This window comes from Kitasatospora sp. NPDC034533 (genome assembly GCF_055575155.1).
This window is the reverse complement of sequence record NZ_JBVITE010000033.1, coordinates 1-16,311: the sequence shown is the minus strand read 5'-3', so window position 1 is coordinate 16,311 and position 16,311 is coordinate 1. Positions and strand designations below refer to the sequence as shown.

10 protein-coding genes are annotated in these 16,311 nt (G+C 72.7%); all 10 read left to right on the top strand.

The features are described from left to right. The first annotated feature begins 5 nt into the window (after nt 1-5). The 10 genes from gatA to serA all read left to right on the top strand — a co-directional run bounded on the left by gatA (nt 6) and on the right by serA (nt 16,171). Nucleotides 6-1,499, top strand: a complete 1,494-nt coding sequence (gene gatA / locus ACZ55U_RS22420) for an Asp-tRNA(Asn)/Glu-tRNA(Gln) amidotransferase subunit GatA (RefSeq protein WP_465528193.1) — start codon at nt 6-8, stop codon at nt 1,497-1,499. Beyond that, entirely contained in the window at nt 1,496-1,756 is a 261-nt protein-coding gene (locus ACZ55U_RS22415; RefSeq protein ID WP_465528191.1) for a hypothetical protein, read from the top strand. Before gatA ends, ACZ55U_RS22415 begins: the two co-directional genes overlap by 4 nt. Before the next feature lie 74 nt (nt 1,757-1,830). Then, nucleotides 1,831-3,342, top strand: coding sequence for an Asp-tRNA(Asn)/Glu-tRNA(Gln) amidotransferase subunit GatB (gene gatB / locus ACZ55U_RS22410; RefSeq protein ID WP_465528189.1), 1,512 nt, complete (start codon nt 1,831-1,833; stop codon nt 3,340-3,342). Between the two features lie 290 nt (nt 3,343-3,632). Then, nucleotides 3,633-3,791 carry a hypothetical protein gene (locus tag ACZ55U_RS22405; protein WP_465528187.1) on the top strand — a complete coding sequence of 53 codons (159 nt, stop codon included), beginning with the start codon at nt 3,633-3,635 and terminating at the stop codon, nt 3,789-3,791. Nucleotides 3,792-3,925: 134 nt separating this feature from the next. Further along, the gene (locus tag ACZ55U_RS22400; protein WP_465528185.1) at nt 3,926-6,970 is read left to right on the top strand and encodes a helix-turn-helix transcriptional regulator; all 3,045 of its coding nucleotides are present in this window, start codon (nt 3,926-3,928) and stop codon (nt 6,968-6,970) included. Between the two features lie 502 nt (nt 6,971-7,472). Continuing rightward, on the top strand, nt 7,473-10,427 hold the full coding sequence (locus ACZ55U_RS22395; protein WP_465528297.1) for a putative bifunctional diguanylate cyclase/phosphodiesterase: 2,955 nt from the start codon (nt 7,473-7,475) through the stop codon (nt 10,425-10,427). A gap of 330 nt (nt 10,428-10,757) precedes the next feature. Next, nucleotides 10,758-12,611, top strand: a complete 1,854-nt coding sequence (locus ACZ55U_RS22390; RefSeq protein ID WP_465528183.1) for an acetolactate synthase large subunit — start codon at nt 10,758-10,760, stop codon at nt 12,609-12,611. 80 nt (nt 12,612-12,691) lie between these two features. Next, the gene (gene ilvN / locus ACZ55U_RS22385) at nt 12,692-13,216 is read left to right on the top strand and encodes an acetolactate synthase small subunit (protein ID WP_049657946.1); all 525 of its coding nucleotides are present in this window, start codon (nt 12,692-12,694) and stop codon (nt 13,214-13,216) included. A 139-nt stretch (nt 13,217-13,355) separates the two neighbouring features. Then, nucleotides 13,356-14,354 carry a ketol-acid reductoisomerase gene (gene ilvC, locus ACZ55U_RS22380; RefSeq protein WP_465528181.1) on the top strand — a complete coding sequence of 333 codons (999 nt, stop codon included), beginning with the start codon at nt 13,356-13,358 and terminating at the stop codon, nt 14,352-14,354. Between the two features lie 236 nt (nt 14,355-14,590). Further along, the gene (gene serA / locus ACZ55U_RS22375; RefSeq protein ID WP_465528179.1) at nt 14,591-16,171 is read left to right on the top strand and encodes a phosphoglycerate dehydrogenase; all 1,581 of its coding nucleotides are present in this window, start codon (nt 14,591-14,593) and stop codon (nt 16,169-16,171) included. The last annotated feature ends 140 nt before the right edge of the window (nt 16,172-16,311 follow it).

Below are 16,311 nucleotides of genomic sequence, written 5' to 3'. Positions count from 1 at the left end.
CCGAAATGACCGAGCTGATCCGTTACAGCGCCGCCGAGACGGCCTCCGCCATCGCCAAGGGCGAGGTGTCCGCCGTCGAGGTCGCGCAGGCGCACCTGGACCGCATCGACGCCGTCGACAAGAAGGTCAACGCCTTCCTGCACGTCGACACCGAGGGCGCGCTGGCCGCGGCCAGGGCCGTCGACGAGAAGCGCGCCAAGGGCGAGGAGCTGGGCCCGCTGGCCGGCGTCCCGCTCGCGCTCAAGGACGTCTTCACCACCAAGGGCATCCCGACCACCTGCGGCTCGAAGATGCTCGAAGGCTGGATCCCGCCGTACGACGCCACGCTGACCAGCCGTCTCAAGAACGCGGACGTGGTCATCCTCGGCAAGACCAACATGGACGAGTTCGCGATGGGCTCCTCCACCGAGAACTCCGCGTACGGCCCGACCGGCAACCCGTGGGACCTCACCCGCATCCCCGGCGGCTCCGGCGGCGGTTCGGCCGCCGCGCTGGCCGCCTTCGAGGCCCCGCTGGCGATCGGCACCGACACCGGCGGCTCGATCCGCCAGCCCGGAGCCGTCACCGGCACCGTCGGCGTCAAGCCGACCTACGGCTCGGTGTCCCGCTACGGGCTGGTGGCCTTCTCCTCCTCGCTCGACCAGGGCGGCCCGTGCGCCCGCACCGTGCTGGACGCGGCGCTGCTGCACGAGGCCATCGCCGGGCACGACCCGCTGGACTCCACCTCGATCGACGCGCCGGTCCCGGCCGTGGTCGAGGCCGCGAAGAGGCGCGACGTCCGCGGCATGCGGATCGGCGTCGTCAAGGAGTTCGCCGGCGAGGGCTACCAGGCCGGCGTGATGCAGCGCTTCGACGAGTCGGTGGAGCTGCTGCGCGAGCTGGGCGCCGAGGTCGTCGAGGTCTCCTGCCCGTCCTTCACCCTGGCGCTGCCGGCGTACTACCTGATCGCCCCGTCGGAGTGCTCCTCCAACCTGGCCCGCTTCGACGCCATGCGCTACGGCCTGCGGGTCGGCGACGACGGCACGCGCTCGGCCGAGGAGGTAACCGCGCTGACCCGCGAGGCCGGCTTCGGCGACGAGGTCAAGCGCCGCATCATCCTGGGCACCTACGCGCTGTCCTCGGGCTACTACGACGCCTACTACGGCTCGGCCCAGAAGGTGCGCACGCTCATCTCGCGCGACTTCGACGCCGCCTTCGCGGGCGTGGACGTCCTGGTCTCGCCGACCACGCCGACCACCGCCTTCCCGATCGGCGAGCGCGCCGACGACCCGATGGCGATGTACCTGGCCGACCTGTGCACGATTCCGTCGAACCTGGCGGGCAACGCGGCCATGTCGCTGCCGGTCGGCCTGGCCCCGGAGGACAATCTCCCGGTCGGCCTCCAGATCATCGCACCCGCGATGGCGGACGACCGCCTGTACCGCGTGGGCGGCGCCGTCGAGGCCGCACTCAACGACAAGTGGGGGCACACCCTGCTGGAGGAGGCACCGGCACTGTGAGCAAGATCGAGAAGGCGAAGGCCCAGTCCGCTTCGCTGAAGGGGTGGAAGCACTCGAAGCCCGGGCTGTGGCTGTCCATCGGCACCAGCGCGTTCGGCGCGGTCTCCATCGCCAAGGACGTCCGCAAGGCCCGTGAGGAGAACGACACCCTCAAGCTGGTCAACGCGCTGGTCGGCGCGGCCGCGCTGGTCACCGGCACCGCCCTGCTGGTGCGCGAGCTGCGCCGCCTGGGCTCCGACGACGTGCTGCTGGGCTGAGCCGCCCCGGCCCGGCCCCGCGTGCCGCGGCGGCCGGGCCCGTACCTCCCAAGCTTCAAGTGAGAAGGGACGCTGTGAGCGTCATGAACCTGGTCTCCTACGAGGACGCTCTCGCGTCGTACGACCCGGTGATGGGCCTTGAGGTCCACGTCGAGCTGGGTACCAAGACCAAGATGTTCTGCGGTTGCTCGACCGAGCTGGGTGCCGAGCCGAACAGCCAGACCTGCCCGACCTGCCTGGGCCTGCCGGGCTCGCTGCCGGTGGTCAACGCCGTCGGCGTGGAGTCGGCCGTCAAGATCGGCCTGGCGCTGAACTGCGAGATCGCCGAGTGGTGCCGGTTCGCGCGGAAGAACTACTTCTACCCGGACATGCCCAAGAACTTCCAGACCTCGCAGTACGACGAGCCGATCGCCTTCAACGGCTACCTCGACGTGCAGCTGGAGGACGGCTCGACCTTCCGCGTGGAGATCGAGCGCGCCCACATGGAGGAGGACACCGGCAAGTCCAGCCACGTCGGCGGGGCCACCGGCCGCATCCACGGTGCCACCCACTCGCTGCTCGACTACAACCGGGCCGGCATCCCGCTGATCGAGATCGTCACCAAGCCGATCGAGGGCGCCGGTGAGCGCGCCCCCGAGGTCGCCAGGGCGTACGTCGCCGAGCTGCGCGAGGTGATCCGCTCGCTGGGCGTCTCCGAGGCCCGGATGGACAAGGGCCAGATGCGCTGCGACGTCAACCTGTCGCTGCGCCCGCACGGCACCGAGAAGTTCGGCACCCGCTCGGAGACCAAGAACGTCAACTCCCTGCGCAGCGTGGAGCGGGCCGCCCGGTTCGAGATCCAGCGGCACGCCACGGTGCTGACCGACGGCGGCAGCATCGTCCAGGAGACCCGCCACTTCCACGAGGACAACGGCACCACCACCTCGGGCCGGATCAAGGACAACGCCGAGGACTACCGCTACTTCCCCGAGCCGGACCTGGTGCCGGTGGCCCCCTCCCGCGAGTGGGTCGAGGAGCTGCGCGCCGCCCTGCCCGAGCTGCCGCGGGTGCGCCGCGCCCGCTTGCAGGCCGAGTGGGGCCTGTCCGACAAGGACATGCAGTCGGTGCTCAACGCCGGTGCGGTCGGTCCGATCCAGGAGACCATCGCGGCCGGTGCCCCGGCCGACCAGGCCCGCAAGTGGTGGATGGGCGAGCTGGCCCGCCGCGCCAACGAGACCGGCACCGAGCTGAGCGAGCAGCCGATCACCCCGGCGCAGGTCGCCCGGGTCACCGCGCTGGTCGCCGAGGGCAAGCTGAACGACAAGCTGGCCCGCCAGGTCATCGAGGGCGTGCTGGCCGGCGAGGGCGAGCCGGACGAGATCGTCGAGAAGCGCGGTCTGGCCGTGGTCTCGGACGACTCCGCGCTGGGGGCCGCCGTCGACCAGGCGATCGCCGAGAACGAGGCGATCGCCGCCAAGATCCGCGACGGCAAGGTCCAGGCCGTGGGCGCGCTGGTCGGCGCGGTCATGAAGGCCACCCGCGGGCAGGCGGACGCCGCCCGCGTGAAGGACCTGATCCTGGAGCGGCTCGCCGTGGAAGGCCAGTAGGCACAGCCTTGAGAGGCCGGGCGTCTCCGGCCGGCCCACGGGCCACACATCCTTGGCGTCAACCCTGCCTTCCTAAGGCATCTAAGGCGTCTAAGGCCCTCTAAGTAAGGCGTAAGGCCCTGTCTCACCTATGGAACTAGGTGAGACAGGGCCTTAAACCTTTTTCGGCGCCCCGACTAAGGCATCCCGCCCGCGAAACATCGGGCACGCTCCCGATGTGGCCGCCCCCGCTGGGGGAGGAAGCTCTTACTCGTCAGGGAAACAGAGCGGAACCCACCGGGGGAGTCGAAGTGATCGAGTACGAGATCATCCAGCAGCAGGCCCACGAACTCGAAGCCCGCGCCGAGCACGAACGGCTGGCGCGCGAGGCCAAGATGGCGCGCCGCCGGTGGCAGCGCCCGGTGGCCGCCCGCTTCCAGCGGCGCCCGGTGAAGCGGCGCGAATGCTGACGGGCCGGCACCCCGGTGGTGTCGAGCGAGGTCAGGAGGGGGAGACGCTCACGCGAAGCGTCTCCCCCTCCGGGCGTTCGCCCCGCGAGATAACCCCTCCTCCGGGCCCCACCGGCTATGGCATGCTCGCCTCCATGCAGCAGACATCGGTCAGCCCCGTCTTCGTCGGCCGTGGCAGCGAGATCACCGCGCTGACCGACGCGCTGCGCCGCGCGGGCACCGGCAGCCCGCAGGCCGTCCTGATCGGCGGCGAGGCGGGGGTCGGCAAGACCCGGCTGCTGGAGGAGTTCCTGGAGCGCGCCGCCGCCCAGGGCGCGGTCACCCCGCTCGGCAGCTGTCTGGAGGTCGGCGCCGAGGGACTGCCGTACGCGCCGCTGGCCGCCGCGCTGCGCCGGCTGCACCGCTCGCTGGGCGCCGAACTGGAGGCCGCCGCGGCCGGCAGCGAGGGCCACCTTGCCCAGCTGATCTCCGAGATCGGCGAGGCGAACGGCGAACCCAACGACGAGTACGGCCGGGCCCGGCTGTTCGAGCACACCGCGAGGCTGTTCGAGCGGCTCGGCGCGGAGCGTACCCTCGTCCTCGCCGTCGAGGACCTGCACTGGTCCGACCGCTCCACCCGGGAGCTGTTCGCCTTCCTGGTCCGCACCCTGCACCGCTCCCGGGTGCTGCTGGTCGCCACGTACCGCACCGACGACCTGCACCGCCGGCACCCGCTGCGCCCCTTCCTGGCCGAGCTCGAACGGCTGCGCACCGTCCAGCGGCTGGAGCTGGCGCGGTTCGACCGCCGCGAGGTGGCCGCCCAGCTGGCCGGCATCCTCGGCACCGCCGCCCCCGACCAGCAGCTGGTGGACCGCATCCACCGCCGCTCGGAGGGCAACCCGTTCTTCGTCGAGGAGCTGGCCACCGCCTTCGCGGACGGCTGCGGCGCCGGGCTGACCGACTCGCTGCGGGACATCCTGCTGGTGCGGGTCGAGGGCCTGGACGAGGAGGCCCAGCGGGTGGTGCGGATCGCCGCCGAGGGCGGCTCGCACGTCGAACACGCCCTGCTGGCCGCCGTCCTGGACGACGAGGAGGCGCTGATCGAGGCGCTGCGGGCGGCCGTCGGGGCCAACATCCTGCGGCCGGACAGCGAGGGCGAGGGCTACCGGTTCCGCCACGCGCTGGTCCGCGAGGCGGTCTCGGACGACCTGCTGCCCGGCGAACGGCACCGGATCAACCGCAAGTTCGCGCTCGCCGTGGAGGCCCGGCCGCACCTGGTCCCCGCCGACGCGCTGGCCGCCCGGCTGGCCAACTACTGGTACCACGCCCACGACCCGGCCCGCGCCCTGCCGACCGCCCTGGACGCCGCCCGCGCGGCCCGCCGCCGCAACGCCTTCGCCGAGCAACTCGGCATGCTGGAACGGGCGCTGGAGCTGTGGGACCAGGTCTCCGAGGAGGTGCTGGCGCACACCCTGCGCCCGTACGACTGGGCCGAGACCTACCCGCCCGGCTCCTGCGACGAGGGGCCCGCGGGCGAGGACTGCGACCGGATCCAGCTGGTCGACGTCCTGGCCGAGGCGGTGGTCGCGGCCCGGCGCTGCGGCGACCGCGAGCGCGGCCTGAGCCTGGCCAAGCGCGGCATCCGGCTGGTCGACGAGACCGAGCACCCGGTGCGCGCGGCCTGGTTCCGGATCAACCGGGCCCGGATCCTGGGCAACCTGCGCCGCTCCGGGGAGGACGAGGAGATCGCCCACGCCCACCGGCTGGTGGAGCACCTGCCGCCGTCCGCCGTACAGGCCGAGGTGTTCGCGCTCAGCGCCAACTCCGCCATGCTCAAGACGCCCGGCCCCGAGGACATCGAGCTGGCCGAGCGGGCGATCCGGATCGCCCGGGAGGTCGGCGCGACCTCGGTCGAGGTGCACGCCCGGATGACCCTGGGCAGCCTGCGCTGCGACGTGCTGGCCGACGCCGAGGGCGGGCTGGCCGAACTGGCCGGCGCGGTCGAGCGGGCCCGCGAGCTGGGGGTGCCGGACCTGCTGCTGCGCGGCCTCAACAACCTGGCCAGCATGCAGCGCGGGCTGGGCCGGGCCGAGGAGGCCGTGCGGCTGAGCCGGGAGGGCCTGGAGATCGCGGACGGCAAGGGCCTGCTGCGCAACATCGGCACCCTCCTGACCGGCAACCTGGCCGAGGCGCTGACCGACCTCGGGCGGGTGCGGGAGGCCGACGAGGTGCTCACCACCTGCGAGCTGACCAGCCCGAGCGGCACCCACGCCGAGTTCCTGGACCGGATGCGCGGCGAACTCGCCCTGATCCGGGGAGACTTGACCGCCGCGACGACCATGCTGGCGCAGGCCCGGGCGGCCAACCGGATCGGTCAGGCCCAGCACAGCGTGCCGATCAGCCGGCTGGCCGTGCGGCTCGCCGCGCAGGCCGGGCGGCCGCTGGAGGCCCGGGCCGAACTGCTGGCCGCGCTCGCGGAGGAGGGGCGGACCGGCTACGAGTCCGACGTCTACCCGCTGCTGACCGAGGCCGCCGGGGCGGAGGCGGACAGCCGGGGCCTGCCGCAGGCCGAGGCGGGCCGGGCGCAGGCGCTGGCCGCGATCGCCGCCGCGGCCGCCGGGCTGCGGCCCCGGGCGCCGCTTCAGCACGGCTGGGCCCGGCTGCTGGAGGCCGAACTGGCCCGCGCCGAGGGCGCCGACACCCCCGCGCACTGGGCCGCCGCGGTCGAGGCGCTGCGGCCGACCGGCCTGCCGTACCCGCTGGCGCTCGCGCTGTTGCGGGCCGCCGAGGCCGAGGTGCGGGCCGGGCGGCGCGAGTGCGGCGGCGAACTGCTGCGCGAGGCGGCCGAACTGGCGGCCGTCCGGGAGGACCGGCCGCTCGGCGGGCAGATCGCCGCCCTCGCCGAGCGGGCCGGGCTGAACCTCGCCCCGGTGGGGCCGACCGCCACCGCGAAGGTGCCCGCCCCGGCCGCCGGGGACTCCTTCAACCTCACCCCCCGTGAGCGGGACGTGCTCCGGCTGCTCGCGCGCGGCTGGACCAACCGGCAGATCGCCGGGGAACTGTACATCTCTCCGAAGACCGCGAGCGTGCACGTTTCCAACATCCTCGGCAAGCTGGCGGTCGGCGGCCGGGGCGAGGCGGCCGCGCTGGCGCACCGGTTGCGGCTGTTCCCGGACGACCTGGCCCCCTCGGGCCGCTGAGCAGCGCTCCACCGGCCGTCGGCCGGGCCCGGACCGGCCCGAACCGGTCCGGGCCCGCCGTTCGCCCACCCTGCTACCGGTGTTCGGGCGCCGCCGCGTGCTCCCGTGCGCGCCGCGTGAGCCCCCGCCCGCGCGCCGCCGCCAACCGGGCCGATCCGTAGGAATCGGGGGCATTTCCCCACCCTTTCGCCATTACTCTAAGTTGAGTGTGCGTGTCGTTGAGTGACGGAGTTGGTGTAGGGTCCCTTTTGGGAGCATCGGTACGGTGTGGCGGTCGGCAGGCTGCCCACCCCCTGGGCCGCCGTCCTGACGGGGCGCCAGGCCATCGCGTACGTCCGAGAGGTGCGCGGCCGGTGGCCCGTGGCCGGGGCGCGAGGCCCCGGGCCGGAGGGGGAGAGGCCGAGTGAGCTCCACCGAAACGGTGCTGCCCGGAACCGGACGCCCGGGAGCACCGCACACCGACACGTCCGCCGTCGACGTGTCCGCGATCGCCCGCTGCCGCGTGCTGCGCCGGCTCCGGCAGAGCCGCAGGCTGCCCGGGCTGGTCCTGGGGGCGCTCTGCCTGGCCTACGCCAGCGGCGCCGCCACGGGCTGGGGATCGCGCCAACTGTCCGTCTTCATGGGGGACTTCGGCCTGGCCGCGGCAGCCCTGGCGGCCGCGCTGTCCTGCCTGGTGTACGGCTGCACGGTCGGCGGCCACGCCCGCCCGGCCTGGCTGCTGTTCGGCCTCTCCTCGCTCATGGTCGCCTTCGGCAACGGCACCTGGGGCTGGTACGAGCTGGTGGTGCGCACCCCGCTGCCCCAGGAGTCGCTCGCCGAGTACGCCTTCCTGCTGTTCGCCCCGCTCGCCATCACCGGCGTCCTGGTGCTCGCCCAGCACCCGCGCACGGCGGCCGGCTGGCTCTGCCTGCTGCTCGACGGCTGGCTGATCGCCGGTTCGCTGTTCACCCTCAGCTGGAGCCTGGCGCTCGGCCGGATCGCGGCCGGCGAGGACGGCTCCCCGCTGCGCCTGGCCCTCAACCTGGCCTACCCGGTGCTGGACATCCTGCTGGTCAGCCTGGTGGTCGGACTGCGCTTCGGCGGCCGGGACGGCAACCGGGCCGCCGTGCACACCGCGATGCTGGCGCTCGCCGTCACCGTCACCTGCGACGCCCTGTTCACCTCCCCGGAGCTGCGCAGCAGCTACCACTCGGGCGAACTCCTGGACGCCGGCTGGTTCTCCGGCAGTCTGCTGCTGGCCTGGGCGCCGTGGTCGGCGCGCTGGCGCCGCCCCACCCGCGAACACCCCTCGGCCGGCGGCCTGCCGCGCCGCCGGGTCGCCACCACCTTCAGCGCGCTGACCCCGTACGCGGCCGCCGCGGTCTGTACCGCCGGCATCCTCTACAACGCCCTGGGCGGACGGGAGTTGGACCGCGTGGTGGCCGCGGCCGCGTGCACCGTCGGGCTGGCGCTGATCCTGCGCCAGGGCGTGATGCTGCTCGACAACCTGTCACTGGCCCAGGAACTCGCCCACAAGGAGGCGCACTTCCGCTCCCTGGTGCAGGGCTCCAGCGACGTCATCATGATCGCTGGCGGCAACGGCGTGCTCTCCTACGTCTCGCCGGCCGCGCTCGGCGTCTACGGGCGGGAGCCGGAGGGGCTGGTCGGCGGCAACCTGCTGGACCTGGTCCACCCCGAGGACGTCGGCCGGGTGCTCTCCGAGGTCCGCCGCTACCTCGCCAGGGTCCGGCTCACCACCCACCGCAGCCCCGGCACCGCCGAGCCCTCCACCAGGGTCGAGTGCCGGATCAGCTCCGGCGCCGGCGAGTGGCTGCACGTCGAGTCCACCGTCAGCCGGCACCGCGACGGCCTGCTCCTCAACAGCCGGGACGTCACCGAACGCGTCATGCTCCAGGCCCAGTTGCAGCACAACGCGTTCCACGACCCGCTCACCGACCTGCCCAACCGGGCGCTGTTCACCCAGCGGCTGCGGGCCGCCCTCGGCGCCCGCGGCCAGCAGGGCGACCCGGGCGCCGGGATCGCGGTGCTCTTCCTCGACCTGGACGGCTTCAAGGCGGTCAACGACACCGCCGGGCACCAGGTCGGCGACGAACTGCTGGTGCAGGCCGCCCGCCGGCTCCAGACGGCCGTCCGCTGCGGGGACACCGTCGCCCGGTTCGGCGGCGACGAGTTCGCCGCGCTGGTCTGCGGCCCGCTCGGCCGCCTCCAGGTCCAGGAACTGGCCGAACGGCTGCGGCTCGCGCTCTCCGAGCCGTACTGGATCGGCGGCGCCGAACTCAGCGTCGCCGCCAGCATCGGCATCGCCTTCGGCACCCCCGAACGCGGCCCGGCGGCCGACCCCAGAGCCGCCGCCGACGAGCTGATGCGCAACGCCGACCTGGCGATGTACCGGGCCAAGTCCGAGGGCAAGGGCAGGGTGGTGCTCTACACCCCCGCGATGCGGGCCGACCTGGAGCGCCGCACCGAGCTGGAGGAGCGGCTGCGCCTGGCCGTGCGGGAGGGCGGCTTCACCCTGCTCCACCAGCCCGTGGTGGACCTCGGCAGCGGCGCCGTGACCGGCGTCGAGGCCCAGGCCCGCTGGCGCTCGGTGGGCGGACTGCTGCTCACCCCGGCCGAGTTCCTGCGCTCGACCGACCACGGCGACGCGGCCACCCGGTTCTCCCGCTGGCTGGTCATGGAGGCGGTCACCGCGGCCGCCGAACGGCGCGGCCTGACCGGCCGGGGCCGCGCCGTGCCGGAGCCCGTCCCGGTCTCCGTCCGGCTCTCCGTCGAACGCCTCTGCTCGCCCGGCCTGTACGAGACGGTCGCCTCGGCGCTGCGGGACAGCGGGCTGCCGGCCGACGAGCTGGTGATCGAGGTGGCCCGGATGGGCCCGGACTCGCTCGCCGACGAACTCGGCCGCCGGCTCTCCGCCCTGCGCGGCCTCGGCGTCTCCACCTGGCTCGCCGGGTACGGCGCCGGCGGCGGCTCGCTCGGCGCCCTCGCCCGGCTCCCGCTGGACGGCCTCAAGCTGGACCGCACGCTCGTCCAGGACCTCGGCGAGTCCCCGCTCAGCCGCACCCTCGCCGGGCACGCGCTGCGGCTCGGCCGGGACCTCGGGATGACCACCGCCGCCGAGGGCGTGGACCTGCCCCGCCAGGCCGCCGCACTGCGGGAGCTGGGCTGCGAGCAGGCCCAGGGCTCGGTCTTCGCCCCGCCGCTGGACGAACCCCGGCTGCGCCGCGCACTGGCCCGCCGCGGCCATCCGCCGGCCACGCCGCAAGGGCCCCCGCCCGGCCACCACCCGTACCCGGCCGCCGCCGGCGACACCCGGACGAGTGGCCCGGCGAACGGCCGGACGGACGCCGCGCCGGCACGTGGCGCAGATCACCACGGCGGCTCTGACCTGCCCGAACGCCGTGCCGTTACTGGCCCGTCGGCCGGTCCGCATGGCGAGACGGTCATCCCACCTGCTTGACATGCCGCCCCGCACGGGAGGAAGGTCGTTGCCATGCGCACCCGAATTCTCGTACTTGGCGGGCGCGTCGGCTGAGTGGGCTCGCACGCCCTGCTCGTGACAGACCGACGCGCCACCCCTCGCATGCCCTTGGGCACGAGGGGTTTTTTGTTGCACTGACGCTGTTCCACCTCCGCAAGACCCCTGGCCTCGACCCCCGAGCACGTCCGACTCGTCGGCTCAAGCGGGACGATCGAGGCAGAGCCGGCGATCGACCCGGACCGGGACCCCACCCTCGCAGCACCGGGGCCCGCAGCACCGGGTCGGCAAAACCCGAGAAGAGACAGGCAGATGACCGAGCACGCCGCATCCCCCCGCCGCGGGGACAACCCGGCCGCCAACGCTCCCGCTCCCCAGCACGTCGTCGAGACCATGACCGGCGCCCAGTCGCTCATCCGCTCGCTGGAGGCCGTCGGTGCGGACACCGTCTTCGGCATCCCGGGCGGGGCCATCCTTCCCGCGTACGACCCCCTGATGGACTCCGTCAAGGTGCGTCACATCCTGGTCCGGCACGAGCAGGGCGCCGGCCACGCCGCCACCGGCTACGCCCAGGCCACCGGCCGGGTCGGGGTCTGCATGGCGACCTCCGGCCCGGGCGCGACCAACCTGGTCACCCCGATCGCCGACGCCTACATGGACTCGGTGCCGGTCGTCGCGATCACCGGCCAGGTCTCCTCGAAGGCGATCGGCACCGACGCCTTCCAGGAGGCGGACATCTGCGGCATCACGATGCCGATCACCAAGCACAACTACCTGGTCACCGACCCGGCCGAGATCCCCCGGGTGATCGCCGAGGCCTTCCACATCGCCGCCACCGGCCGCCCCGGCCCGGTCCTGGTCGACATCGCCAAGGACGCGCTCCAGGCGACCACCACCTTCCGCTGGCCGGTCGAGCCCGCGCTGCCCGGCTACCGCCCGGTGACCAAGCCGCACGCCAAGCAGATCCGCGAGGCCGCGAAGATGCTGGTCAGCGCGAAGCGCCCGGTGCTGTACGTCGGCGGCGGCGTGATCAAGGCGCGGGCCACCGCCGAGCTGCGGATCCTCGCCGAGCTGACCGGCGCCCCGGTGGTCACCACCCTGATGGCGCTCGGCGCCTTCCCCGACAGCCACCCGCAGCACCTGGGCATGCCCGGCATGCACGGCTCCGTCCCGGCCGTCACCGCGCTCCAGAAGTCCGACCTGCTCTTCACCCTCGGCGCCCGCTTCGACGACCGCGTCACCGGCAAGCTGGACGGCTTCGCGCCGAACGCCAAGGTCGTCCACGCCGACATCGACCCGGCCGAGATCGGCAAGAACCGCGCGGCGGACGTGCCGATCGTCGGTGACGCCCGCGAGGTGCTCGCCGACCTGATCGTCGCCGTCCAGGCCGAGTTCGACGCCGGCCACAAGGGCGACTACACCGAGTGGTGGGAGCGGCTCGACGAGTGGAAGAAGACCTACCCGCTCGGCTACGAGGCGGCCCCCGCCGGGCAGCTGTCGCCGCAGCAGGTCATCCAGCGGATCGGCGAGCTGGTCGGCTCCGAGGCGATCTACGCCGCGGGCGTGGGCCAGCACCAGATGTGGAGCTCGCAGTTCATCCGGTTCGAGAAGCCGGGCACCTGGCTCAACTCGGGCGGCGCCGGGACGATGGGCTACGCCGTCCCCGCGGCGATGGGCGCCAAGGCCGGCCGGCCGGAGAGCGCGGTCTGGGCCATCGACGGCGACGGCTGCTTCCAGATGACCAACCAGGAGCTGGTCACCTGCGCCCTGAACGACATCCCGATCAAGGTCGCGGTCATCAACAACGGCTCGCTGGGCATGGTCCGGCAGTGGCAGACGCTGTTCTACAACCAGCGCTACTCCAACACCGTGCTGCACTCCGGCCCCGGCCACGACGGCGTCGAGCCGCCGGCCCAGGGCACCCGGATCCCCGACTTCGTCCGGCTGTCCGAGGCGATGGGCTGCGTGGGCCTGCGCTGCGAGCGCCCCGAGGACCTGGACGCGGTCATCAAGCAGGCGATGGAGATCAACGACCGCCCGGTCGTCATCGACTTCATCGTCCACCAGGACGCCATGGTCTGGCCGATGGTCGCGGCCGGCACCAGCAACGACGAGATCCAGTTCGCCAAGGGCGTGCGCCCCGACTTCGGCGACGACCTCGACTGACGGTCCGCCCACCCGTCGCCCCCCGCCACCCCTCTCGGGACCGGCCACGCCGGACCCCTCTTGTGCGACCGAGGAACCCCATGTCCAAGCACACCCTCTCCGTCCTGGTCGAGAACAAGCCCGGCGTGCTCGCCCGCATCGCCGCGCTGTTCTCCCGTCGGGGCTTCAACATCGACTCCCTCGCCGTCGGCTCGACCGAGCACCCGGACGTGTCCCGGATGACGATCGTGGTCAACGTCGAGGACCTCCCGCTGGAACAGGTCACCAAGCAGCTCAACAAGCTCGTGAACGTGATAAAGATCGTCGAACTCGACCAGTCCGCTGCGATCCAGCGGGAACTGGTCCTGGTGAAGGTCCGCGCCGACAACGAGACCCGGTCGCAGATCGTCGAGATCGTCCAGCTGTTCCGTGCCAAGACCGTCGACGTGTCGCCGGAAGCGGTGACCATCGAGGCCACCGGCAGCTCGGACAAGCTGGAGGCCATGCTCCGGATGCTGGAGCCTTACGGCATCAAGGAGTTGGTCCAGTCCGGCCTGGTCGCCATCGGCCGCGGCGCGCGTTCCATCACGGACCGCTCGCTGCGCGCCCTGGACCGCAGCGCCTGACCGGCGCCCGACCGTCGCCCGCCGCCGCCCTCCCGGGGGCGCGTGGCGCGCGGCACCTCTTGAGCAAAGACCCACACCCCCGCCGGGTGGGCCCAGGTTGGAAACCCCCGGCATCCATCACGCAAGGAGATGTGCCCCCGTGGCCGAGCTGTTCTACGAAGACGACGCCGACCTGTCCATCATCCAGGGCCGCAAGGTCGCGGTCATCGGCTACGGAAGCCAGGGCCACGCCCACGCGCTGTCGCTGCGCGACTCCGGCGCCGACGTCCGGGTCGGCCTGAAGCCCGAGTCCAAGTCCCGCGCCAAGGCGGAGGAGGCCGGCCTGCGCGTCGTCACCCCGGCCGAGGCCGCGGCCGAGGCCGACGTCATCATGATCCTGGTGCCGGACCCGATCCAGGCGGACGTCTACGAGGCGGACATCGCCCCGCACCTGAAGTCCGGCGACGCCCTGTTCTTCGGCCACGGCCTGAACATCCGCTACGGCTTCATCAAGCCCCCGGCGGACGTCGACGTCTGCATGGTCGCCCCGAAGGGCCCGGGCCACCTGGTCCGCCGCCAGTACGAGGAGGGCCGCGGCGTCCCCGCGATCGTCGCGGTCGAGCAGGACGCCTCGGGCAACGCCTTCGCCCTGGCGCTGTCGTACGCCAAGGGCCTGGGCGCCACCAAGGCCGGCGTCATCAAGACCACCTTCACCGAGGAGACCGAGACCGACCTGTTCGGTGAGCAGGCCGTCCTCTGCGGTGGCACCGCCGCCCTGGTGAAGGCCGGTTTCGAGACCCTGGTCGAGGCCGGCTACCAGCCGGAGATCGCCTACTTCGAGTGCCTGCACGAGCTGAAGCTCATCGTCGACCTGATGTACGAGGGCGGCCTGGAGAAGATGCGCTGGTCGGTCTCCGAGACCGCCGAGTGGGGCGACTACGTCACCGGCCCGCGGATCATCACCGACGCCACCAAGGCCGAGATGAAGAAGGTCCTCGCGGAGATCCAGGACGGCACCTTCGCCAACACCTGGATCGCCGAGTACAAGGCGGGTCTGCCCAAGTACAACGAGTACAAGAAGGCCGACGAGGACCACCTGCTGGAGACCACCGGCAAGAAGCTGCGCTCGCTGATGAGCTGGGTCAACGAGAACGCCTGATCCTCCTCGGGGGCCGCTCCCGGCCCTTGGTTTTGTAACCGCCTTGTACAAGTAGGCTGCTCTCGTCCGGGTGATTTCGCCGGACGGGAGCAGCCCGCTTCCCAGCCCGTCGATACACTCCGAGTGCGCGTCAGGCCCACAGCGTCGTGCGTCTACCTACGCGGCATGCCACCTTCCCCCGCCCTCCACGCCACCTACGTGCCCGGGGGAACCGGACAGTTAAGGACCCCACTGTCGTGAGCAAATCCGTCGTTCTTATCGCCGAAGAGCTGTCGCCCGCCACCGTGGACGCCCTCGGCCCCGACTTCGAGATCCGCCACTGCAACGGCGCCGACCGCGACGAACTGCTGACCGCGATCGCCGACGTCGACGCGATCCTGATCCGCTCGGCCACCAAGGTCGACGCGGAGGCGCTGGCCGCCGCCCGCAAGCTCAAGGTGGTCGCCCGGGCCGGCGTCGGCCTGGACAACGTGGACGTGTCCGCCGCGACCAAGGCCGGCGTGATGGTCGTCAACGCGCCGACCTCCAACATCGTCACCGCCGCCGAGCTCGCCTGCGGCCTGCTGATCTCCGTCGCCCGCAACATCGCGCCGGCCAACGCCGCGCTCAAGCAGGGCGAGTGGAAGCGCAATAAGTACACCGGTGTCGAGCTGAGCGAGAAGACCCTCGGCGTCGTCGGCCTCGGCCGGATCGGCGTCCTGGTCGCCCAGCGGATGTCCGCGTTCGGGATGAAGATCGTCGCGTACGACCCCTACATCCAGGCCGCCCGCGCCGCGCAGATGGGCGTCAAGCTGGTCACCCTGGAGGAGCTGCTGGAGGTCTCGGACTTCATCACCGTCCACCTCCCGAAGACCCCGGAGACCATCGGCCTGATCGGTGACGACGCGCTGCACAAGGTCAAGCCGACCGTGCGCATCGTCAACGCCGCCCGCGGCGGGATCGTGGACGAGGAGGCGCTGGCCGCCGCGCTGCGCGAGGGCCGGGTGGCCGGCGCGGGCCTCGACGTGTACGCCAAGGAGCCCTGCACCGACTCCCCGCTGTTCGCCTTCGACAACGTGGTCGCCACCCCGCACCTGGGCGCCTCGACCGACGAGGCGCAGGAGAAGGCCGGCATCGCGGTCGCCAAGTCGGTGCGCCTCGCGCTGGCCGGCGAGCTGGTGCCGGACGCGGTGAACGTCCAGGGCGGCGTGATCGCCGAGGACGTCCGCCCGGGCCTGCCGCTGGCCGAGAAGCTCGGCCGGATCTTCACCGCGCTGGCCGGCGAGGTGGCCGTCCGCCTCGACGTCGAGGTCCGCGGCGAGATCACCCAGCACGACGTGAAGGTGCTCGAACTCTCCGCGCTGAAGGGCGTGTTCGAGGACGTGGTGGCGGAGACGGTGTCCTACGTCAACGCCCCGCTGTTCGCCCAGGAGCGCGGCGTCGAGGTCCGTCTGACCACCTCCAGCGAGAGCCCCGAGCACCGCAACGTGATCACCGTCCGCGGCACCCTCGCGGGCGGCGAGGAGATCGCCATCTCCGGCACGCTGGCGGGCCCCAAGCAGACCCAGAAGATCGTCGGGGTGGACACCTTCGACGTGGACGTGGCGCTCACCGACCACATGGCCTTCTTCAAGTACGAGGACCGCCCCGGCGTGGTCGGCGTGCTCGGCCGCCACCTCGGCGACGCGGGCATCAACATCGCGGGCATGCAGGTCGCCCGCGACGGCGGCAGCGCGCTGGCCTCGATCACCGTGGACACCGAGATCCCGCAGGAGGTGCTCTCGGCCATCGCCGCCGAGATCGGCGCCCGCTTCGCGCGCTCGGTTGACCTGGGCTGATCCACCCGGCCGCGGGTCCTCCCGGCCGGAGCAGCAGGGCCCGGGGAACCCCTCTACCGGAGGGGCTCGGGCCCCCCGCTCTTTCCCCATGATGTCCCCCTCCAGGCCCCAGAAACACCAAACCTCTTTTCGCACCAACC